The sequence below is a fragment of the Segetibacter aerophilus genome (assembly GCF_007991655.1).
GTDB lineage: Bacteria > Bacteroidota > Bacteroidia > Chitinophagales > Chitinophagaceae > Segetibacter > Segetibacter aerophilus.
In genome coordinates this window covers 1-20,874 of record NZ_BJYT01000045.1, presented here as the reverse complement: position 1 = coordinate 20,874, position 20,874 = coordinate 1, and the positions used below count along the sequence as shown (strand labels likewise).

The following is a 20,874-nucleotide window of genomic DNA, read 5'->3' as shown; positions in this document are numbered from 1 at the left end:
GCGGCAAAGAAGCAATAGGCATGTCTATTTTTCTTGTTGTATTAAGTGCTGTCTATTACCTGCTGACGTTTTTAAAACCGAAAGACAATTCGAGATTTGAAGTTGAAAATACCGATAAAGCAATATAGCAACTCCTAATTCATAAACCGCTTCAACTGCCTCAACACCTCCGTAAAACTCCCCAACGCACTCTCCAAATTCTCCGCAATCTCCTCCGCCAATACATCAGGGTTCGGAAGGTTATCCAAGTCAGCAAGTGATTTATCTTTTAGCCAAGTGATGTCTAAAGATGTTTTATCACGGGCAACAATCTCATCATAGCTGAACTTCCTCCACCTGCCTTCAGGATTATCAATAGCATGAAAGTTTCAACCCGCTTAAACCTGTTTGAAGAATTATAATAGGAAATAAACTCCTGCAGGTCACTCAGCTTCATTGGGTTCTTTTTGAGGGTATGGTGAATGTTATTGCGGTAGTCGTAGAACGAGATCTCTTTTGTCCACGGGTCTTGCTGCTGGGTTTGTTGTCGAAAAGGATACGGTTTGCTTTTAGGCCGTTGGCGTAAAAGATACCGGTTGGCAGACGGAGGATGGTAATAATTAAATAATGCTTATTCTACCTGCATTTTCCTCTATTATCTTTTTATATTCCTCCTTCATATCGACAGGCAGAAACGAAATATCAATGAATGCCATCACATCCTTCAACTTCCTTGAAAACTTTGCGTATACATTCTGAACTGTCTTTTCCGAGATCTTCAAACGGAAAGCAAGCTCATCAAAATCTGCCTTTTTTAATTTTCGCTTTTTAGCATTTATAGTAAGCGCCATTTCCTCCTTATCATCCGGCATTGGTATCCTAGTACAGAGCATGTCATAAGCTGGTGAAAAATGGATTTCATTTTCAGGAGTGGTAAGGAGCGAAAAGTTTTTTAGGTGCATATCAGCATTGCCTGTAATAAAAGAAAACAGAGCCACTTCAAAAAAAGTCAGCAGATCTAATCCTGGTCTTGAGGAGAATTTCGCAATCTGCTTACCTATCTTTTCCATAGATCCCCGGTATTTATCATTAGTCAACGTTTCTGTTAACTGGCACATATCTTCTACTGCAAGCTTTTCCCCTTTGATTCTATCAAACCGTTTTGTGATATAGGCTAGTTCACCTGATTGAAGTTTTATTAAACTATGCTCTGCTGTTTGTATCCCAAACAGCTTTGCTAGATTCATGGTTACATCTTCATTCTCCGGCAAATGCTGAAACTCGAGGGAAGGAGGTTTAAGAATATAGTCTCCCCACAGCCCTACAATCGTTAACCTCGAATGTTTTGGATCACCAGGTTGTTTTTCTATTGTTAGGGAAAGCTTTGGTTGAACTCCTGTCACTGAAACACTTCTGCGAACAATTTCTTTTGCCAGCTCCTGCATTTGTTCGCCATTATAATCTAAAGCAGGTAGGATAGGTGTGCCGAAAAATTTTCGGCTACACTTTTCATGGAAGTCTTTGCCAACTTCCTGTAAAGGCTGATAACAATATAAACAACGGTTTTCCTGCATTATTCTTCTTCGTTTTCTATTGGTTCCACCCCTACTGCCCCGATGCAATCTTTACAGGCAACTAATAATAATTCCATCCGGTCATTTGGATTTACTTTCCAGTTCTTTACTGTTATGTCAAGCAACCAACCTTCAGGAATAAGGCCATCAAAAAAAGGAAGCATTGTATTGCTTACATATGAGGCTTGTCTTAATGGCAAGGTCAAACTAATTGGTGATGCAATTGGCAATTTCAAATATTCTTCATCATATCTGAAACCGTAGCCATCTTCATCCTGCCATACAATGCCGGCATGTTTATTCTTAAATAATACTCTTCCGCTACGTCTCATATTTACACGTTTCCGATGTTTTGTAAATCCGAATGATTGATGACCTTTACCAGTTCCTGATCTTTTGATTTTTGGTATTTCAGGTAATTATTGCCAGAAAGAAACTTCCATGCTTTGACCTCCATTCCTTCAGTAATAGCCTCGACAATAAAACCAGTCAATTCTGTTTTATTTTTAAATTGAATTCGGACACTCTTATTTAGATATTGTAGTAGAATTTCATAGGGGTCGATCTTTCTGATAGGCGAGGGGGATAGTGTATAGCCGAAAAGTTGAAGCACCTGGTTTACTTTATCTACCCGTAGTGTTTGCTTGCCCTGCTCCAATTCCCTGATAAATCTAAGCCCCACTCCAGCTTTCTCGGAAAGGTCTACCTGAGTCATCTTTAGTCTACTGCGGGAATACCGCACAAAATTGGCAATATTTCCCTTACTATTGGTTTGCATTTATACCCTATTAGGTATAAAAATACTAAAACTATTAATAGTATACCCAATAAGGTATAATGATCTTTTATTAACGACGATTATACCTTCGCAGGTATAACTATTATTTGGTTCTAAATAACTGGTTCGTCACCTGTACATACATGACCGCTTTTCAATGTTCCTGTTCCTTTTTTGCTAACGCGGTTTTCAATTCTTTGGATGGCAACTCGAATATCTTTTCCCGATGCAGTTTTCTAAATTCTTGAGTTAACAACCCAAGAATCTGTTCCTGGCTCTCTTTTCAGAATTTTTTCTCAAACCTCAAAAGATATCGCGGTGACGCTTCTATGTTTATCAAATCCCCAACGACCTGTTGCGAAATCTCACTCATTCATGAAGGGTCCCTAATTCAAAATAAATTCATGCAAAACGCACCGGTGTATGGGGGCAAAAATTATCTTTGCCAAGATTTGGCAGGGTTTGATTTCTGACGATCAAAATTCGGTAACCTAATTAAAATTTAAAAGCTGAAACTCAATAGCAGCAAGGCTTTCAGAAGAAGTTCATGGACCTAGTGGGCCCACCCTTTAATTTTAAAAGCCTTGATAGCATTAGCTCTCAGGGCTTTTTTCTTTTTTAGGGGAGTTGTGAGGGGGGTTTACTACATCCCTGTCCAATTGTTTTTGTGTGTAGGTTAAGTCTTCATCGGCTGTTTGCCAGAATTGTTTGCGGGTTAGTTTTTCACGTTTGCCTACATATTCACCCATGGCTATCTTAGCCCCTTCCTTCGTGATCTTTGTTTCTATTTCAAATACATTATAAGGTACCAGTACTCCATCCTGCACGGCTTTCTGGTAACCATAATCGCACACAAGGTTTTGATTGAAATAACCAAAGGTTCTGTTATCGGGTGTAGCAGTTAAGCCAACCTGGAAAGCATCGAAATAATCCAACACCTGTTTCCATAGGTTGTATATGCTGCGGTGGCATTCATCAATTACCACAAAATCAAAAAACTCCATTGGTACTTTTTGGTTGTACACAACAGGCAGAGGCTCTTTCTTTGTAAATGATTTTTCTGCAGGATTTTCTTCTTCGTCTCTTTCATCCATCTCTATACCTTTTAATATAGAATACAATCGTTGTATGGTACTAATATAAACCTGGCTATCACCGGGAATAAAGGAACTTGTCAAGCGTGTTACACCATATAATTCAGGAAAGAGGCGATTATCGTCTTGAGGTACATATCGTCTAAATTCCTGTTCTGCCTGTTCGCCTAAGTTCTTTGTATCAACGAGGAACAAGATGCGTTTGGCTTTGGTAAACTTTAGCAGGCGATAAATGCTTGTTATGGCAGTAAATGTTTTACCACTACCGGTAGCCATCTGCACCAGTGCTTTTGGCTTAAACTGTTTGAACGATTTTTCAAGATTGGTGATGGCTTCTACCTGGCAATCCCTGAGGCCGGTAAGTGGTAATGCAGGCAGTTCAAGAAACTTTGTTCTTAACGACTTACCTTCCTGCAACCAGTTTTTAAAAGTTTCAGGACGATGGAAAGTAAACACCGGACGTGAGCGAGGCTTAGGATCGTGATAGTCAGTAAAGCGGGTTACTTCCCCTGTGCTTTCATAAGCAAAGTGTAAGGGTTCATTATCTATCAATCTCAGCTTTGCCTTTGCATAACCTTCTGTCTGATCTTCGTGCACTGTTAAGTGGATGCCTTCCTCCTCACGCTTAGCTTCAATAACGCCAACAGGTTTCTTATTTACGAAGAGCATATAATCAGCAGGACCGACATTGGTTTGATATTCGCGAGCGACTCCAACACCAGCAGCAAGATTGAATTGCTTTTTAGATTGCACTAACCAACCGGATGCTTGTAGCATCTTGTCGATCTGGTCGCGGACAAGCTGTTCAGGGTTTTGGTTGAAGGTCAATGGTTAGACTTAAACAATGAATATAAGGAGATTAATAAATATTATCTAACCGAATTGTATAAGCATAATTCTTTTAGTACAAAACCACATATTTATGTGAGAGGTGGACAAGTGGCGTCTCAGATTAAGGCCATCTCTTAGAAGTCCTTCAGCCATTATCAGTTTCAAAAGAAGTAACAGAACTCAATGAGAAAGATACCAGCATAAAATTGTTTCTGAATGACAAGATCAGGATGGATTCTGTTTACCAATATATTCATGCTAACTACGATAGCGATCCGGATGTAAATGCTGCTGCATCAAGAGTACACTTAAACACTTCAGCCTTCTGCCGGTGTTTTAAGAAGCAACCAAAAATGACATTTACAGATTTTGTGAACCAGTACCGATTTGGGCAGGTAAGGATGTTTGTACTAAAAGATGTTAGAGCTTCAAACGCTTACTATCAGTAGGCTTTGAAAGCCTGTTACACTTTAATAAGGTCTTTAAAAAGGTAACGGTGACAATCGCTCCGCTTTTAAAAAACGTCATTCTTAAATTTTTACTTTTAAAGACGATGTTATCTTCTGCACTCCCGGTAATTAAATTCTAAAATCTTTTTAAGTAATCCTTCTAATAATTCCGTAAATTTTTAGAAAGGCTGCGACTAAGCCCTCTTCCTGTAATTAATTACCGCCCAACTGTTGAGTACAAATGCAAAGATGAGTATGATGCAAAGTTGGGGAAGAATGTCGGCCAGCGAACTTCCTTTCAATATAACGAACCGCATTACGTGGATGAAGTAGGTTACCGGATTGAAGCGGGTGATCCATTGTGCCCACGTTGGCATGCTTTCAATTGGTGTATAAAGGCCGCCCAGCAGTATGAAAATCATCATTAAAAAAAATGAAATAAGCATTGCCTGTTGCTGAGTACTGCAAAACGTTGATACCAGTAAACCCAAACCAAGCACAGCCAGCAAATAGGCAGCTGCAAAAACATAAATGGTAAAGAAGCTACCAGCAGGCACAATTCCATAAGCAACATAGGAAATAAGTAGCCCGATAGTTAAGATGATAAGACCTAACACCCAAAATGGAATGAGCTTTCCAAGGATAAAGTGATACTTTTTTATTGGCGTTACGTTTATCTGTTCAATGGTACCTATTTCTTTTTCTTTTACAATATTCAGCGATGCGAGGAACGAACCTACCATAGTTACAAGTACCACTAATATGCCTGGCACCATGAACCACTTGTAGTTCATTAACGGGTTATACCAGTTGGAAGAAACCACTTCAATATTTGGTTCAGGTGAAAGCCGCGGCATCTGGATCCATTTTGCCCGAATACCATTATTAAAATCCTGGATAATGCTTTGCAGATAAGCTGCGCCAAGTACCGCCTTTACCCCATTGACGGCATTCACAGCAAGAAACACAGGCGCTTCACTTTCCTTTACCAAATCTTTCTCGAAACGGGCAGGTATCTCAACTGCAATGTCGGCTTTATCATCTGCTATTTGCTGCGACGCTTCGCTATAAGACGATGTATAAGTATTTAATAAAAAGTAGCCGGAGGCGGTTACTTTAGAAACAAATTGTCTGGAATAATCACTATGGTCATGATCTACTACGACCAGCTTAATATTCTTTACTTCGTAGTCTGCTGCCCACGGTAATATAAGCAGTTGCATCATGGGCATTACAAAGATGATTCGAAGTATAGCAGGATCACGGAAAATTTGCCTGAACTCTTTCTGTAGTAAAAATTGGAGCGTTCTCATGCAAGCCTGGTTTTAAATTTCTTAATACTTAGAGCCAATAGAAATACAGTCATACCTGCAAGTATGATTGTTTCTTTAGCCACATATTGAAAGCTCAATCCTTTTATCATTACCGACTTCACAATATCATAAAACCATTTAGCTGGAACTGCCCTGGATATAATTCTTAATGGTAACGGCATGTTTTCGATAGGAAACATAAAGCCGCTAAGCATAACCGTGGGTAAAAACATCCCGACCAAAGAAATGAACATAGCAGTTTGTTGGGATTCTGTGACAGATGAAATGAGTAGACCAAACGACAAACAAGTGAGTGTAAAGAGTATTCCTTCACTTATCAGCAGCAAAAGATTTCCTTTAATCGGCACGTCGAGTACAAATACACTCAACAATAAAATACTGGCAATATTAATTATGGATAACAGCAGGTAGGGAACCGCCTTTGCAATAATAATTTTCAATGGTTGAATGGGCGAAACCAGCATTATCTCCATAGTACCTGTTTCTTTTTCACGCACAATCGTTATTGCTGTCATCATAGTACATACAAGCATCAGTACCATCGCCATCACTCCGGGAACAAAACTATATGCGCCTTTTAACTGGGAATTATACAACATTCTTGCTGTTGTATTGATCGTGTAAGGCAGCTTTTTATCGTGCAATAACCGCAACTGGTAATCTTTAATAATAGTGGTAGCGTACCCGGTTAACGTGGTAGCAGTATTGGGGTCTGAAGCATCAGCTACCAACTGTATCTGCGCGCTATTAAAGTGTTGAAGATCGCTGTTGAAAGAGGGAGGAAACACCACCACCAACTTCACTTTACCCTGGCGGAACAGGTGTTCAATTTCTTCGTAATTCTTTAGAGATGAGGCAAGATCAAAATATCGACTTGCATCCAGCTCGTCTGTAATTTGTCTTGTCGCAATATCTCCGGATTGATCCAGGATCGCAAACTTTGCATTTTTAACTTCGTTGGTTAGTGCAAAGCCGAAGATGATTATCTGGACAATAGGCATACCGAGAAGAATAAAGAGCGTTCTCCGGTCTCTCAATATGTGATAGAATTCTTTTTTTACAAACGAGATGAACTGTTTCATTCTTTCAAGTGATTTTATTTTTTGGACCCCAGAAGCACAATGGCACAGAGTAACACAGCGGGACTTTTTTGGAGTACTAAGACGCAAATAGCATTGTACATCCTCTTCCTAGACATCCCATAAATCCCACACGTTCCAGTTCAGACATCCGCTCTCGTTGCCTTTCTTGCAAGCTGCAGAAACACGTCATCCATTGTTGTTGCGTTGTATGTTTCCTTTAATCCACGTGGCGTGTCTAATGCTTCTATTTTTCCATCAACCATAATCGATACCCGGTTACAGTATTCTGCCTCATCCATATAATGTGTTGTTACGAATATGGTGATGCCTCTTTCCGATGCCTGGTATATGAGGTTCCAGAATTCTCTTCGTGTAACAGGGTCGACACCACCCGTAGGCTCATCTAAAAAAACAATTTGCGGTTCGTGAAATATTGCGACAGAAAAGGCCAGCTTTTGTTTCCATCCCAAAGGCAGGGAAGCAACCAGTTTGTCGGCTTCATTTTCAATATTTAGTTGATGTAACAGGAACGCCGTCTTCTCTTTTATAAACGCATTGGTCTTGCCATAAATACCTCCATAAAACCTGATATTCTCTTTAACGGTTAAGTCTTCATACAGCGAAAACTTCTGGCTCATGTAACCAATACTTTTCTTTATTTGTTCTGTTTGCTTATATACATCGGCTCCTGCTATGGTTGCCTTTCCGGAGGTTGGTTTTGAAAGCCCGCACAACATTCTCATGGCGGTAGTTTTTCCAGCTCCGTTAGCGCCGAGAAAACCAAATATTTCACCCTTTTTTACATTAAATGATATAGCATCCACTGCTGTAAAGCCCGCAAACCGCTTGGTTAATTCTTCTGTAGTTATAATGTTTTCTGCTTCCATTAGTTCTGCATTAATTGCATAAAGCAATCTTCAATGTTGGGTTGAGTTGTATGAATTTCAACATTAGAATGAGCTTTGCTATCTAGATAGGTGCGAAGTTGCCCAACGTCGTATTGAGCATTTAAAATAACATGATGAAACTCGCCGAATGAATAACTGTCCCTGGCTCCATCCCATGCCTCCAGGTCGCACAACAATGGGTACATCTTTTCGGCCTTTACCGTAAACAGGTTGCTGGCAAATGAGCTTATAATACTTGTTGGAGTACCTGTTGACAAAATCCTTCCGGTTTGCATAAGCGCCACCCTATCGCACAATGCTGCTTCATCCATATAAGGGGTAGAGACTAATATGGTTATCGCCTGGTCTTTTAGCCGCTTCAACATATCCCAAAATTCTTTTCTTGATACAGCGTCAACTCCTGTTGTCGGTTCATCTAGAAACAAAACAACCGGCCGATGAATAAGTGCGCAGCAAAGCGCTAGTTTTTGTTTCATCCCACCCGATAACTTACCTGCTCTTCTTGTTTTAAATGGTTCTATCTGCACATAGATGTCTTTGATTAAATCGTAGTTTTCAATTACGGTAGTATTGAAAATCGTAGCAAAAAAATCAAGATTCTCCTGAACCGTTAAATCCTGGTAGAGTGAAAAACGGCCGGGCATATAACCCACTTTTTTTCTGATAGCTTTTACGTCTTTAACTATATCGGAACCATCAACGGTAGCAGAACCGCCATCGGGTAACAGTAAAGTAGTAAGCATACGAAACAATGAAGTTTTACCAGCGCCATCAGGTCCGATGATGCCGAAAAGTTCCCCCTTCGATACTTCAAAAGAAACTTCTTCAACTGCTTTGACTCTTTCCTTTTTTGTGTGATATAGCTTCGTAAGCTTATTTACCGATACTGCTGACATCGTTGCTGTTTTTAAAACGTACTTCACCAAACATGCCTATTTTAAGGTAGCCATCATTCCTTACTTTAATTTTTACAGCATAAACAAGGTTGGCTCTCTCTTCTTTAGTTTGTATTGTTTTAGGTGTGAATTCAGCTTTTGGTGAAATCCACGTTATAGTACCACTATAGGTTTTGTAGTCCTTCGGACTGTTGTCTATTAATACTTCCACCGGCTGGTTTAACTTGATTTGCGATAACTGAGGGCCTGTTACATAAGCTCGCAGGGTAAGGGTAGACAGATCGGCAATTTTGTACATTGCCTTACCGGGCGATGTCACTTCGCCTTGCTCTGCGTACCTGGTAAGAACAGTGCCGGTAACAGGATTAATGATTTTTGATTTAGACATTTGCTGCTCTAATTGCGCCGCCCGTTTTTGTAATGGCTTACCCTCACTTAGGATGCTGCGGTTTTGTGAAGCCGAAGCTGTTTTTTGAACATTGATTTGCTGTTGCGTTACCGCTATTTGCTTGCGCACTACATCAATCTGTGCAGTTATATCATCTAACTGTTTACCCGTGGCGGCATCTGCGTTTACCAATCGCTGTGTACGGTCTCTTTCGTGTAACAGGTTGGCCAATTGCGCTTGTTGTACATTAATCTGGTCGCGCAGTAATTGTAGCTGCGGAGCAACATTTACCGTCTTTTGCGACAAGGATTGTATCGACGCTTCAACCTGCTCTTTTTGCAGGCCCAGGTTATCTGCGTCTATAGTACCTACTGCCTGGCCGGCTGCTAATGAATCACCTTCATTTACATTAAAGGTTAGTATCTGACCGCTTAGCTCAGACGATACAATAACCTCGTCCGCTTCAAAACTTCCCGATGCATCGAACACCTCTTTTTTAGAATTACAGGCAAAGGCGAGCACTGATATGAATAATAGATTGACGATCTTTTTCATAAAAACATTTATAATTTTCCGCTTGTTAGTTGATAGTTTATTTGAGCTTGTAATAATTGCAATTGATGTGTAGCCAATGCCTGCCTTGCCGCATCTTCTGCAATTATTTCACGCAGGTAATCGTTGGCTGTTATCACTGCATTTTCCAACTGCGCTTTTGCCGCTTCCTTTATCTTGCTTCGCAATTCTATAATCGATTGATCGGATGCTACAAGCTCTGCAAACCTGGCAATTTCGGCTTGTTGTTGTTTTAGTTGAGATTGGGTATTAAGCAAAAACGTTTCTTTTTGTATGCCTATCGTTTGCCTGCTTATCTCTAATAAACTCCGTTCTCTTTTAGCATTGTAAAAGCCACCGAGCGACCAGTTAAGCCTAACTCCGGTTACATAGAATGGATCCAGCTTATTTGAAAGCAAATTCAAACCCGGTCGCCCATAACCTCCCTGTACAAAAGCACTTGCTTTAGGTTGATTTCTTGCATCAATTAGTTTTTGCTGACCTTCAAACAACCTAGCCTGGTTTTCGTATAGCCTAACTTCCGGCCGTTGGATAACGGTATCAATAACATACTGCGACATTGGCATTTGCAGTTGATCAGTTTCATTTATAGGCATGTTAATAAACAGGGCAAGGGCGTCGGTCATCCCACGTTTTGTATTCCTTATTTCAGCGGCTCTTTGCTGGGTTTGTAACAACTGCACTTGTAATACCTGCAGGTTAGAGCGAAGGACAGTGCCATTATTTACCTGCTGCTGTACCTTGTTAATGCCAGCTTGGATATCATTTAAAAACAATTCATTTTGTTTCAGCAACTGGTCCTGGTAAAGAATACTTAAATAGATCTGATTGACCCTCATCCTAAGTGCATAGAGTTCTACCTCTACTCTTCCTTCTTCAACGGCGGAATTTAATTGCTGCAGATTTTTTTGTTCTTTAATTAAACCTCCGTCATAAATCAGTTGACTTACATCCGCTGCCAACCGGTATTGATCTTTGCTCTGTGAAGGAACTTTAATGTTAGGTATGGGTATATCAACCCGTGTAACATCCGATTGATAAGTTGCCTGACCTGTAATATTCAGTTGTGGCAGATAACCGGTAGCCAGGTTTCGCAATGCGAGATCTTCAGTCTGCTTAATCAGCCCCTTTTGCCTGATAGCCGGGTAATTTTGTTCGGCTAACCTGTAAGCATCCTGTAACGACAAAAGATTTTTATCCTGCCCATTTAATTTAATTGTAGCTAATAAAATCGGCAAAACAATTGCTGCCTTAACCATCTTATTTAACCGTTTAGTTAACCTATGCATAAAAAAAATTATTTTTTTATTGAATCAATAATCAGCTTCGGAATTTCTTTCTTGCGTGCTTCCATCATGGTCATAAATTGTTTCATATCCTTACCAGTAATCAGTTGAACAATTGGCCGGGCTACAAAAGGAAACGCACACAGGGCTATCAAATTCATAAACAATTCAACCGGATCTACTTTCCTTATAATTCCACTTTTTGTTTCTTTCTCAAGTTGTTTTAGAAACAACTCAACCGGTATTTCTCTACCGCCCAACACTTTTTTTAGAAAAGCTTCAGGCTGCTTGTTTATCTCATTTAAAATAAAAACGGGTACATAAGGCGCCTGCATTACCTGGCTGATATATTCGCTGCAAAAAATCTCAATTTTTTCGAATATTGTTTTTTCAGAAGTAAGTATGGCAATAATCTTTGGCAGGAAATGCCCCACTACTTCAATAAAAATCTGCTCGAATAATTTATCCTTACTTCTAAAATAGTAATGCAGCATTGCTTTATTGATTCCTGCTTCATCAGCAATATCCTGCATGCGTGCGCCATCCAAACCCTTGGTTAGAAAAATTTGTTTAGCTGCTTCCAGTATTTTTTCTTCTGTTGTCTGATCTTTCTTCTGCTTATCCACTTAGTTTAACCGTTTGGTTAACAAAGAAAGAAAATAAAATTCAGATTACAAAACACAATAAACGTTTTTTGTGATGAGTGGAGCAAAAGGAGAGGTATTTGCCCTTTAGTATTGCACAAACGGTTACTTAACGAGATTAGCGTATGCCGGATCGGGTATATGACGTAAAATAAAGGCTGCACCAAAAGGTCAGCCTCTATTTTTAATTTAATTTTCCACTGGACACTTACAGTCGTAAGCATTCGTTCTAACCCATAAAATAGTTTTTATCGCAGCGCTTCTCTTAATTTTTTTAGTAGGGACATTTTATTTTTGTTGAGCCTGCTGTTCATTATAGCTCGTCATCCAGTTAATACCAAATTTGTCTGTAAACATGCCGAAGTAGTCGCCCCAGAAAGTGTTAGCTAAAGGCATGGTCACTTGTCCACCTTCCGATAATCCATGAAACAACCGGTCCGCTTCTTCTTTGCTGGAAGCGTTGATTGAAATAGCAAAATTATTTCCTTGTTTAAAACTGCTGGCCCATTCTCCGCCGGTGTCGCTACCCATTATCATCGTTTCTTTACTAATTGGCAATGAAACATGCATAATTCGGTTACCCATTTCTGCTGGCATAGCTGGCATACCTTCTTGTGGAGGCATATCTTTAAACCTTCCAATATAAGCATACTCACCTCCGAATACTGATTTGTAAAAAGTAAATGCCTCTTCGCAATTACCGTCAAAGTTTAAATACACATTTACAGAAGCCATAGTAGTTATAGTTTTGGGATTGTTTAAAGTACCAAGTTAGTACAATTAAAAATTGAAATAAAGAGGTAACCACTATTGACTTACCCTCCTTTTTCGGCTGCAGCTCGGACGTCAGCAGGTTAACACTCTCCTCATGCGAATCATTAAACTGCCCGAAGAAAAGCGGTGGTTTTTGTATTTGATGGCGGTTTTCAATGCTTGGGTTGCAACCCAAGCATTTTTTTCCTAAAGAAGTACCAGGAAATAAGTAGCAGTACAAAAATAAAAAACAGAAACCCTGACGGGGGAATAATTGCCGATGCCAAGGCTTCCAAAAAACGAACTCACGTCCAATTGTTTTAAATGATTTTTCAATTGATTTTCAAAATTGCCAAAACCGGTAAGTCGTGAGAGGCATACTTTTCATTGATGATTTTGTGCTCTACCGCTATAAAGTTTGCCAAGGGTCTATAAGCAATGAAGTCAATTGTTTTATTGGATTTTCAACAGGTATAGTAAAGCCGCAGCTGGGAGGAGCTGCTCTGCATGAAGCATGTCTGTTATTTTTTTATGTGCGCTTAGAAAAACTCTTAAATAAATGTTAACAGGATTAGCGGTTGGATTGCTATTAATCATAATTTGTAGGAAATTAATCTAATCATGAAAACACTCTCCACAGCCCTGTTGGCAACATTGTTCCTTGCCGTATCATGTAGTAAACAAGAGGCGAAAATTGAACAGCCAGAAGAAGAACAAGCAGTAGAAACAGCTGCCATAACTCATCGAAGTTGCGCTTCGCAGGAAGTGCTCGAGGAACAACTTCGGGCTGATCCGCGATTAAGACAAAGGATGAGCGAGATAGAAGCCTTTACACAAAGAGCTATAGAAAATCCGAAAGCGTTCAAACTTGATGGGGACACAATCGAAATTCCCGTAGTGGTGCATGTTCTTTGGAACACACCCGCGCAGGATATTAGTGATGCACAGGTTCAATCGCAGATTAGTGTTTTAAATGAAGATTTTCAGAACAAGAATACTGATGGGACCCTACTTCCGGCAAACAGTTTTCAAGCTGTAAGGTCACAGGGATTACCAGTACGTTTTGTACTCGCACAAGCTATTCATAAATACACGAAAACAAGCAGTTTTTCATCGAATGACGCCGTTAAAAATAGTAAGCGCGGTGGCGATAATGCCATCGATGCCGCTGAGAATCTTAACATCTGGGTGTGTAACCTGGGCCAGGGGCTTTTAGGTTATGCCCAGTTTCCAGGTGGTAGCCTTTCAACTGACGGTGTAGTAATCCTTTACAAAGCCTTTGGCAGTAGGGCAAAAGTGCCCGGTGGTACGTTTACAACAAGCTACGATCTCGGCAGAACTGCTACGCACGAAGTAGGTCATTGGATGAACTTACGCCATATTTGGGGTGATGATAATGGCGCCTGCAGTGGCTCTGACCTTGTAACTGATACACCCAACCAAGGAGCTGAAAATTATGGCACGCCAACTTATCCCCACACAAGTTGCAGTAATGGGTCAAAGGGCGATATGTTTATGAACTACATGGATTACACCGACGACAAGGCTATGTATATGTTTTCTGCTAATCAAAAGGACAGAATGATGGCGATTTTCACTGCTTCCGGTCCAAGATCTAAAATGGGAGATTAACTATTACTCAACTGCATACTTTAAAAGCCGCCTATAACCGGGCGGCTTTTTTATGTTTGCACTTACACCAGGACTTAAAGCCGCGTCCTGTACAAAGAGAACTTTTTCTATTAGTTATATTAGACACCTAAAGCCCGGGAAATAAAACTTATCAACGATTTGATAACTTAAGACAGGTACAAGGCTCGCCAAAATTCCTCACCATTATTTCCCTTTGTAGGTAGGACATTTTAGGTTTAGAAAAAATCGTGGCAAAATCAATCAAAGTATGGAACTTATCTATGTCAGCAATAAAGCAGAAAACGGAAAACGGAAGGCAGCAAGGCTGCTGACTGAAGGTTTCGACCTTTTTCCAATTGTTTTTAATGGGGAGCAAGAAGGGAGATCACTTCAGTTGCATTAACTCCTCTATCGTGTCTTTTAGTGCGCCGGAAGCCTCATCAAAAAGTACGTCTTTTGTTTTCTTAGAAGCTTTGTTATCATTTGACTTCTTGATGGTGGCCCTGATAGGGTCGAGTGACTCGAAAAAAGGAATAACCTGCTTCTCGTAGCGATTATCTGCCTCCATGCTTATGAGGAGTTCTTCATACGCATCGAGTATGTTGTACATTTCCTTTACATTATCGGTAGTGTGCCGCCGGGGTATCCGGTTAAACAACTCCTTTATTTTTTCGTTGAATTCATTCATATGGCAGTATTAGTTATTGCAAAATGTACCAACGGTGTTATTGGACGAAAGATAGCTCATCCAATCCGGAAGCTTATTATTTAGATGCTGTTGAACCTTGCTCTGATCGTCAGCTATTAAAGCCTCGTAAAACCATCATCACTCCAACCTTCGCTACCAACGCCGTGATGAACAAAAAATAAACCTTCCGGGTCATACTTCTTTTTTACAGCTGCTAGTTTATCATAGTTAGAACCCCAGAAAGATTTTTGCCAATTGGGTTCAAAATAATTACTCTCCGACAAATACGAACCGGCATTCGGTGCAACCTTCAATAACTCATCGGATGATTTATTAATCTGCTCTGCTGCCCTATGTGCATTCTTTAAATCAGGTTCGTGGCCCGCTATGTTTTTAAATGCCGGCTCACCTTCACCAGCAACAATTGCCAACGCAAAAGCCGTTAGTACTTCAGGGTTTGTAGCAGTTTCTTTTGCGGCCGCAATTTCCTCTTGAGGTGCGCCTGCAAGTCCTTTATTAAAGTGCAGTGCAAAAGCCCAATGACGGCTGGCTGCAAATAATGCATCCACCAGTTTAAGGCGATTACCTTCTTCAAGTAACGAAGCAGGTAACCATGCGGAGCGGTACGCATGTATGAACTGACCGGCTTCACCTTTGTTTGATCCCCAGTAAATATTGGATACAGGAGCATCTGCACGTTCATCTGTTTCAATAAGGTTTGGAGCATATTGTTTCAGAAAAGCAACATCCCACATACGTTGCGCAGGAAGTGCGATGATAGTTAGCGGCGCTTCGAAAGTATATTCCTTTTTAGATTTTACCCATGCCTCAAACTGCTGCCATGATTCGGTCATCTCTTCTTTCGTAAGTCCATGCGATACCAAAGAAAATGCAACTGTATTATTTCCATTGAACGTCACCTGTTCACCCCAATGTGGATTGAATAATTTATCATGATACAACTCCACCACCTTGCCCAACAGCGCTTTGTAACTTTCATCTGAATTCGCTTTTATCTTGCCAAACACAGCTCCGAAATTTGCCGGCAGTTCTCTTGTTCGCAACGTAAGTTTTGTTACTACTCCAAAGCTACCTCCACCACCACCTTTTAACGCCCAAAACAAATCAGCATTGGTGCAGGCATTGGCAATTTTTACAGAACCATCTGCTGTCACAATTTCTGCCTGTAGCAAAGCGGCTGCAGCCATGCCATAATATTTTGAGAAACTGCCGAAACCACCGCCTTGTATTAAGCCTGCTACACCAACGGTCGTACAGCCACCACCTTGTACAAACCGTCCACCCTTGGTTGTTACTTCGGTATATGCTTGTAACCACAACGCACCAGATTCTATGGTTACAGCCGGCTTTGGTGTTTGTGCTGCCGCGCATCCATCAGCAACAAAGCTGTCATGAAGTTCAATCTTGTTCATGCCCCTCGTCCAGATCAACAATGAGTCGGCAGAGTTGGATGTGCCCTGGTAACTATGTCCCCCACCCTTCACTACCAATCGAAGGTTATGCGTGCGGGCAAAATTTACTGCCGCCACCACATCGCTGGTACTTTTAGCAGCTACTGCATACACACTCGGTTCAGATTGCCAGGCATCGAGCCAGCCAGAGGTTTGGGTCAGTGCAGGATTATCGCCAATGTAATACGGATTTTTAAGGCTCTTAAACACTTCATCGCATGCTGTTTTGTCCTTAGCCGTTGCACAGCTAACAAAGGGAGATTCGATTTTAACGAGGTTGCCATTTACAGCAGTCTTTAGTTGCTGCCAGCTTTTAAGGGAGGGCCAAAGAGGATCGTGCGGACGAACACGCTTAAAGCTTTCAATCTTTTCAACGCAGTTTTCCAGCAAATCAAAAATTGAAGAACCGGCAGCTGGAATAGCAGGCAACAACATCGCGCTTCTTAAAAATTTTCTTCTGTCTATAGACATATGTTTGGCTCTCTTTTTTTAAATGCTCCGGCACTATTAATACAATGATTAAATGATACAATCTATGTTGAAGATAAGGATGACGCCATTAAGAAGTTGATGATCAATTAGAAAACGAGTTGGTGGTTTGCTGCGGTAAAGAGTCTTATTCTTTCAACTACCTTATCGACTCGTCATTCATTCAAAATAACAGTATGAATGTTTTGATGCAGGTTTTTGATAAAGAAGAAAAGCTGCTTAAAAAGCTTCATTCAAACCCAGGAAAAATCCCTTTCTTCCATACCTACCGAAGGCATAATCAAGGCATAGGTTGGTGCGGGTTGCTTTATTAAACAGCACACGTAGACCGCCACCGCCCCCCGGCTGCCATTGTTCAAAAAGCTTAGTTCCTAAATCGTTGTTGGCTGTTTGCAGGTGAAAGAAAGTAACGCCGCTTAGAAACTTATTTCGGGTAATCGGGAAACGATATTCTACTTCCGAATAATTATACTTCGTACCCTTGAAGTAGCCAACCGTATAGCCCCGGCCACTACGGCTACCCGGATCTCTACCTGTTCCCGGTAACTCAAGGTAGGGAAGTGCGCCGCTGATTAAATACGAACCCCAGTTCCAAAAGGCTACGACATGCTCGGGGTGATTGGTAGAAAGACGGAGGTATTTTCTAAAATCGGACGTTAGTTGTAAAGCACCTTTTGTGCTACCCATCCATGTCTGATTCATACGAATACCCGCATCTGCGTAAATGCCTTTATAAGCGCGGTTCTGGTTATCGCGCGAGGTGTATTGAATACTAAATAGTAAGCCATTCGACATATAACTACCCGGATCAAAACCGTATTTGTTATTGTAAATGTTATAAGGCGTTAGTGCATTTTCCGCTACTGCACGTTGTTGAATTTTACTCCTGATGTCAAAGGAAACGCCCGCTCCGACAAACACACTTTTGTAAATTTCCTTGTAAAGCTTCTCCCTGAAATTGAAAAATAGGGATTGAAGTACACGACCTACACGAGCCGGGTTTGTAAGCACTTTATCTTCTTCAGTAGAGCCGTCCGCATGGCCAATGCCTAACCCAAAATCCGGTGTTACGGTTTTAGCTGCCACCAGGTTGCCTTGCAGGTTCCACTTGTTGGCATTGGTAAAAATGTTGTGGTTCACATAAAAATAAATAATGCCTTTGGTAGTGATCGATGCCGATGTAGCAGCAACCGACATATAAGTAGCCGGGTCTGTACCTAGCTTTCTGCCGGCTACTGCTTTAATCCCAATCTGCGATCCGATCGTGGGGTTAGAAGCAATATTCGGGATGATGGTTATACCCGATTTTTTACGAGGCGGACCAGCCGGCCTGTTTGGATGAAAAATGTCAGTGGCCAAATCACCAATATCATATTGCTCATTCAGGTTTTCAGTTGAAGTTTTTGGAATTTGAAAGCGACTCGAGTCTGTTTTCAAAGTATCAACATGTGTCTCCACCTGCGAAGACGCATTGATATAGATACACAGAAATAACGGCACCAGTAAGGCTCTCAGTATTCGAGAAAGTTGCTTTAACCGTTCGCTTTTGTGTTCGCCTGATCTTGCTACATCTTTACATTTCAAGTCCAAATGGTTTAGATGTATGGGTGGTACAAATATTAAACCATGAGGTTATAGTCTCTATCAACTTTAGCCGGAATAGAAAAAGAGGCTACATAAAGTTGAAACCTGTGATTGAGGAGATAAGTTTTTTTGAGTACAAGCTGAAGCAACTCCGATTGTACATCGTTGCGACGCATTTCGTTCATCGATAGAATATGTATTTGACTTTTCTTATCGCGAATAAAATTTGTCACCTTTCCAATTGCTGGGATTCTTTTGAATATAATTTGAGATGCGTTCATATGATTCTTCGTTTCGTATAATGTGATCGTGAAATGATCGTTGCCATTTGAAAACCGTCAATCCCGATAAATGTATTTGTTTAGAAGTCGTGGTTTTATATGCACCCATTAATTCAGATAATGATTTGATTTTCCGTTGTTGTTGTTGTAGGGACAGGTCGCGACCTGTCCCTACCATGTGATCATTAATTTCAACAATACCATGAATATGATTTGGCATCACAACGAACGAATGTAAAACGACGTATGGGTATTGTTGCTCCAGCCATTGCCACTGTTGTTCTGCAATTTTTCCATATTCATTTGCAAACATCTGATCGTCTTTTATTTCACCCAAACAATCAACCCTGTCATGCACACATAAGGTTACAAAATACAATGCATTGCGACTGTAATCATAACCTTGCAACCTGTTGGGTAATCGTGTTTGATGCATAAAAAATTATTCGCGTTAACTGCAGTCCCAGTTGTACATCACCATCGAAAAATCTTTGGTTGCAAGATCATCAGGATGAATGAAAAAATTTGCCACCCCAACATCGCCCCACATAATGTCCTTATCCGAATCTATCTGCAACAATAAAATGTAATCTTCATTTTCGTTATGCCTCGGGTCCTCCTGCGTAAAGTAAGCGTACCCTCCCATTTTATGACCGTTCGACTCATAGTGGTTCCAAACATAATCCTCCAACTCTTTAGCAATAGACGGATACTTATGTGCCACCTCTTCCAGGTTAAACAAATGCTGGTCCTCTGCTCGTGCATCGAGCAATCCAAAATATTCTTCCTTCAGTGAAAATTCTAATGTATGAGGCTTATGTATGGGAGAGTATTCATACTTCATCACCCCTTCTAAAAAAGTAAAATCTGTTTGATAATCCTTTACTTCATCGTTGGTAAAATATAAAACCCTGAACGTGCTTTGCTCTTGCTGATTATCAAAATTTAGCCCATAAACATCATTAGTAGCAATATAAGATTGCAGGTAACCACTGCGGGGATAATTTTCGAGAGCAGGTAAATTGTTGCAGTTGATTTGTGCAAGAGGATACATAAAATTGCCATCGGAGTCGGTAGGATATGGAAAGCCTTTTGGCAGGCAAGGATAATAACCGAAACTACTTTCCTGTACGGACTGCGGTTTTTTTGGTGTTGCTTTAATTGAAATATACGGAGCTCTTGTTCGCTCAATTTCGTTCCAATGTGCTGCAAGCGCTTTTGGCAAAACAACTCCCGGCACCACTTCAACTTCTTTCAGTAAATCTTCTGTTGAAGGCGTGCTCTCGGTTGGTTGTTTTTCTTTCTTTTTAAAAAAATCAAATAGTCCCATGGCTGTTGTTGTGGAAGTCAAGATAAGGCAAAAATGATTTTATGTAATCGCAGCTACAATAAAAAAGCAGCTTGTTCAACTACAATGAAATCCATATCGATAGAATTTTTATGGCGTAGAAAAAGCTATGGTCTATCGGGCTTCGGGTAGCACTATAAACCTTTTAATTTGGTAAATGGTATAAGTAGAAAACGATCGCCGCTGCCATGAAAGCGCTGCTACACCACAATTGAATACTTGTTAATGATCAACCCGTTTTCGTACGGCTTGCAGCTTTCGAGCTTCAACCAGTTTCTTTTGCTGATCCCCGTAAACAAAGGTTTTCCTGCTCCCAAAATAACCGGGTGGACGGCTAACTGAAATTCGTCGATTAGCCCCGCATTCAGTAGCGATGTGGTAAGGCTCGCACCACCAAACAACCAGATGTCTTTTCCTGCTTGTGCTTTTAACTGCTGCACCATAGGTACAATATCGCCATTGATTAAGCTCGCTTCCGTTGGTAAAGTTTGCAACGTATTACTAAACACATAATGCTTCTTATCGGTCCACATGTTCGAGAAGGAACTCGCCCATAGCTCATAGCTCTTTCTTCCAAAAAAGATCGCGTCTGTTCTTGCAAGAAATTCCTCCATTCCATAGTCAGCGTCTGTAAAGCACCAATCATACTCGCCCTTTGGGCCCTCGATAAAGCCATCCAGGGAAACAGCCACATTTAAGATGAGTTTACGCATAGACCGAAATTTAGTAAAATACCGGGATTGTTCATAGGTTGCCGGCCACAAGGTTAGTCGAAGCCTTGCTAAATGTTCATCAACCCTTCGACACGCTC

Annotated in this window: 22 protein-coding genes; 3 read left to right on the top strand and 19 right to left on the bottom strand. The window is 40.7% G+C overall.

Annotation, left to right across the window (positions count from 1 at the left end; genetic code table 11):
• Positions 1-283: 283 nt before the first annotated feature.
• From SAE01_RS24870 to SAE01_RS23775, 5 genes are all read right to left on the bottom strand, one after another.
• A complete protein-coding gene (locus tag SAE01_RS24870) occupies positions 284-436 on the bottom strand; it encodes a hypothetical protein (protein WP_218029239.1) in 153 nt (50 codons plus the stop codon).
• A 163-nt stretch (positions 437-599) separates the two neighbouring features.
• Positions 600-1,553 (bottom strand): HipA domain-containing protein, encoded by a 954-nt coding sequence (locus SAE01_RS23790; RefSeq protein ID WP_147206338.1) that lies wholly within the window; start codon positions 1,551-1,553, stop codon positions 600-602.
• Entirely contained in the window at positions 1,553-1,885 is a 333-nt protein-coding gene (locus tag SAE01_RS23785; protein WP_147206337.1) for a HipA N-terminal domain-containing protein, read from the bottom strand. Before SAE01_RS23785 ends, SAE01_RS23790 begins: the two co-directional genes overlap by 1 nt.
• A 2-nt stretch (positions 1,886-1,887) precedes the next feature.
• Entirely contained in the window at positions 1,888-2,331 is a 444-nt protein-coding gene (locus SAE01_RS23780) for a helix-turn-helix transcriptional regulator (protein WP_147206336.1), read from the bottom strand.
• Between the two features lie 593 nt (positions 2,332-2,924).
• A complete protein-coding gene (locus SAE01_RS23775; protein ID WP_246113324.1) occupies positions 2,925-4,253 on the bottom strand; it encodes a DEAD/DEAH box helicase family protein in 1,329 nt (442 codons plus the stop codon).
• A 233-nt stretch (positions 4,254-4,486) separates the two neighbouring features.
• Between SAE01_RS23775 and SAE01_RS23770 the strand changes: the two genes are divergently transcribed.
• Positions 4,487-4,705, top strand: a complete 219-nt coding sequence (locus SAE01_RS23770; RefSeq protein WP_147206335.1) for an AraC family transcriptional regulator — start codon at positions 4,487-4,489, stop codon at positions 4,703-4,705.
• A gap of 194 nt (positions 4,706-4,899) precedes the next feature.
• Here SAE01_RS23770 and SAE01_RS23765 read toward each other — a convergent pair whose 3' ends face one another.
• From SAE01_RS23765 to SAE01_RS23730, 8 genes are all read right to left on the bottom strand, one after another.
• Complete coding sequence (locus SAE01_RS23765) at positions 4,900-6,018, bottom strand: ABC transporter permease (RefSeq protein WP_147206334.1); 1,119 nt, start codon at positions 6,016-6,018, stop codon at positions 4,900-4,902.
• Positions 6,015-7,121 (bottom strand): ABC transporter permease, encoded by a 1,107-nt coding sequence (locus tag SAE01_RS23760; protein WP_147206333.1) that lies wholly within the window; start codon positions 7,119-7,121, stop codon positions 6,015-6,017. The genes SAE01_RS23765 and SAE01_RS23760 overlap by 4 nt, the downstream gene beginning before the upstream one ends.
• 140 nt (positions 7,122-7,261) lie before the next feature.
• Complete coding sequence (locus tag SAE01_RS23755; protein ID WP_147206332.1) at positions 7,262-8,008, bottom strand: ABC transporter ATP-binding protein; 747 nt, start codon at positions 8,006-8,008, stop codon at positions 7,262-7,264.
• Positions 8,008-8,925, bottom strand: coding sequence for an ABC transporter ATP-binding protein (locus SAE01_RS23750; protein ID WP_147206331.1), 918 nt, complete (start codon positions 8,923-8,925; stop codon positions 8,008-8,010). Before SAE01_RS23750 ends, SAE01_RS23755 begins: the two co-directional genes overlap by 1 nt.
• Positions 8,903-9,868 carry an HlyD family secretion protein gene (locus SAE01_RS23745; RefSeq protein WP_147206330.1) on the bottom strand — a complete coding sequence of 322 codons (966 nt, stop codon included), beginning with the start codon at positions 9,866-9,868 and terminating at the stop codon, positions 8,903-8,905. The genes SAE01_RS23750 and SAE01_RS23745 overlap by 23 nt, the downstream gene beginning before the upstream one ends.
• An 8-nt stretch (positions 9,869-9,876) precedes the next feature.
• Positions 9,877-11,175, bottom strand: a complete 1,299-nt coding sequence (locus tag SAE01_RS23740; protein WP_246113323.1) for a TolC family protein — start codon at positions 11,173-11,175, stop codon at positions 9,877-9,879.
• Positions 11,176-11,183: 8 nt separating this feature from the next.
• Positions 11,184-11,798 carry a TetR/AcrR family transcriptional regulator gene (locus SAE01_RS23735; protein WP_147206329.1) on the bottom strand — a complete coding sequence of 205 codons (615 nt, stop codon included), beginning with the start codon at positions 11,796-11,798 and terminating at the stop codon, positions 11,184-11,186.
• A 306-nt stretch (positions 11,799-12,104) separates the two neighbouring features.
• Positions 12,105-12,551, bottom strand: a complete 447-nt coding sequence (locus tag SAE01_RS23730; RefSeq protein ID WP_147206328.1) for a VOC family protein — start codon at positions 12,549-12,551, stop codon at positions 12,105-12,107.
• 639 nt (positions 12,552-13,190) lie between these two features.
• Here SAE01_RS23730 and SAE01_RS23725 point away from each other — a divergent pair.
• Together SAE01_RS23725 and SAE01_RS25125 are read left to right on the top strand one after the other, a co-directional pair.
• On the top strand, positions 13,191-14,201 hold the full coding sequence (locus tag SAE01_RS23725; protein ID WP_147206327.1) for a zinc metalloprotease: 1,011 nt from the start codon (positions 13,191-13,193) through the stop codon (positions 14,199-14,201).
• Between the two features lie 268 nt (positions 14,202-14,469).
• Positions 14,470-14,604 carry a hypothetical protein gene (locus SAE01_RS25125; RefSeq protein ID WP_262713393.1) on the top strand — a complete coding sequence of 45 codons (135 nt, stop codon included), beginning with the start codon at positions 14,470-14,472 and terminating at the stop codon, positions 14,602-14,604.
• Here the strand turns inward: SAE01_RS25125 and SAE01_RS23720 are convergent.
• From SAE01_RS23720 to SAE01_RS23695, 6 genes are all read right to left on the bottom strand, one after another.
• Positions 14,587-14,889, bottom strand: coding sequence for a hypothetical protein (locus SAE01_RS23720; RefSeq protein WP_147206326.1), 303 nt, complete (start codon positions 14,887-14,889; stop codon positions 14,587-14,589). The two genes, SAE01_RS25125 and SAE01_RS23720, sit on opposite strands and share 18 nt — an antisense overlap.
• Positions 14,890-15,005: 116 nt before the next feature.
• The gene (locus tag SAE01_RS23715) at positions 15,006-16,832 is read right to left on the bottom strand and encodes an FAD-dependent oxidoreductase (RefSeq protein ID WP_246113322.1); all 1,827 of its coding nucleotides are present in this window, start codon (positions 16,830-16,832) and stop codon (positions 15,006-15,008) included.
• Positions 16,833-17,069: 237 nt separating this feature from the next.
• Complete coding sequence (locus SAE01_RS23710) at positions 17,070-18,434, bottom strand: BamA/TamA family outer membrane protein (RefSeq protein WP_246113321.1); 1,365 nt, start codon at positions 18,432-18,434, stop codon at positions 17,070-17,072.
• A 210-nt stretch (positions 18,435-18,644) separates the two neighbouring features.
• Entirely contained in the window at positions 18,645-19,151 is a 507-nt protein-coding gene (locus tag SAE01_RS23705; RefSeq protein WP_147206325.1) for a transposase, read from the bottom strand.
• Positions 19,152-19,166: 15 nt separating this feature from the next.
• Complete coding sequence (locus SAE01_RS23700; protein WP_147206324.1) at positions 19,167-20,066, bottom strand: YwqG family protein; 900 nt, start codon at positions 20,064-20,066, stop codon at positions 19,167-19,169.
• A gap of 197 nt (positions 20,067-20,263) precedes the next feature.
• Positions 20,264-20,874: dihydrofolate reductase family protein (locus SAE01_RS23695; protein WP_218029238.1), on the bottom strand; the 611-nt coding region annotated here is incomplete at its 5' end.

Bases quoted from the DNA above. Each gene is read 5' to 3' on its own strand.
- SAE01_RS24870 (WP_218029239.1), bottom strand. From the start codon at position 436: ATGAAGCTGAGTGACCTGCAGGAGTTTATTTCCTATTATAATTCTTCA.
- SAE01_RS23790 (WP_147206338.1), bottom strand. From the start codon at position 1,553: ATGCAGGAAAACCGTTGTTTATATTGTTATCAGCCTTTACAGGAAGTT.
- SAE01_RS23785 (WP_147206337.1), bottom strand. From the start codon at position 1,885: ATGAGACGTAGCGGAAGAGTATTATTTAAGAATAAACATGCCGGCATT.
- SAE01_RS23780 (WP_147206336.1), bottom strand. From the start codon at position 2,331: ATGCAAACCAATAGTAAGGGAAATATTGCCAATTTTGTGCGGTATTCC.
- SAE01_RS23770 (WP_147206335.1), top strand. From the start codon at position 4,487: ATGGATTCTGTTTACCAATATATTCATGCTAACTACGATAGCGATCCG.
- SAE01_RS23765 (WP_147206334.1), bottom strand. From the start codon at position 6,018: ATGAGAACGCTCCAATTTTTACTACAGAAAGAGTTCAGGCAAATTTTC.
- SAE01_RS23760 (WP_147206333.1), bottom strand. From the start codon at position 7,121: ATGAAACAGTTCATCTCGTTTGTAAAAAAAGAATTCTATCACATATTG.
- SAE01_RS23755 (WP_147206332.1), bottom strand. From the start codon at position 8,008: ATGGAAGCAGAAAACATTATAACTACAGAAGAATTAACCAAGCGGTTT.
- SAE01_RS23750 (WP_147206331.1), bottom strand. From the start codon at position 8,925: ATGTCAGCAGTATCGGTAAATAAGCTTACGAAGCTATATCACACAAAA.
- SAE01_RS23745 (WP_147206330.1), bottom strand. From the start codon at position 9,868: ATGAAAAAGATCGTCAATCTATTATTCATATCAGTGCTCGCCTTTGCC.
- SAE01_RS23740 (WP_246113323.1), bottom strand. From the start codon at position 11,175: ATGCATAGGTTAACTAAACGGTTAAATAAGATGGTTAAGGCAGCAATT.
- SAE01_RS23730 (WP_147206328.1), bottom strand. From the start codon at position 12,551: ATGGCTTCTGTAAATGTGTATTTAAACTTTGACGGTAATTGCGAAGAG.
- SAE01_RS23725 (WP_147206327.1), top strand. From the start codon at position 13,191: ATGAAAACACTCTCCACAGCCCTGTTGGCAACATTGTTCCTTGCCGTA.
- SAE01_RS25125 (WP_262713393.1), top strand. From the start codon at position 14,470: ATGGAACTTATCTATGTCAGCAATAAAGCAGAAAACGGAAAACGGAAG.
- SAE01_RS23720 (WP_147206326.1), bottom strand. From the start codon at position 14,889: ATGAATGAATTCAACGAAAAAATAAAGGAGTTGTTTAACCGGATACCC.
- SAE01_RS23715 (WP_246113322.1), bottom strand. From the start codon at position 16,832: ATGTCTATAGACAGAAGAAAATTTTTAAGAAGCGCGATGTTGTTGCCT.
- SAE01_RS23705 (WP_147206325.1), bottom strand. From the start codon at position 19,151: ATGCATCAAACACGATTACCCAACAGGTTGCAAGGTTATGATTACAGT.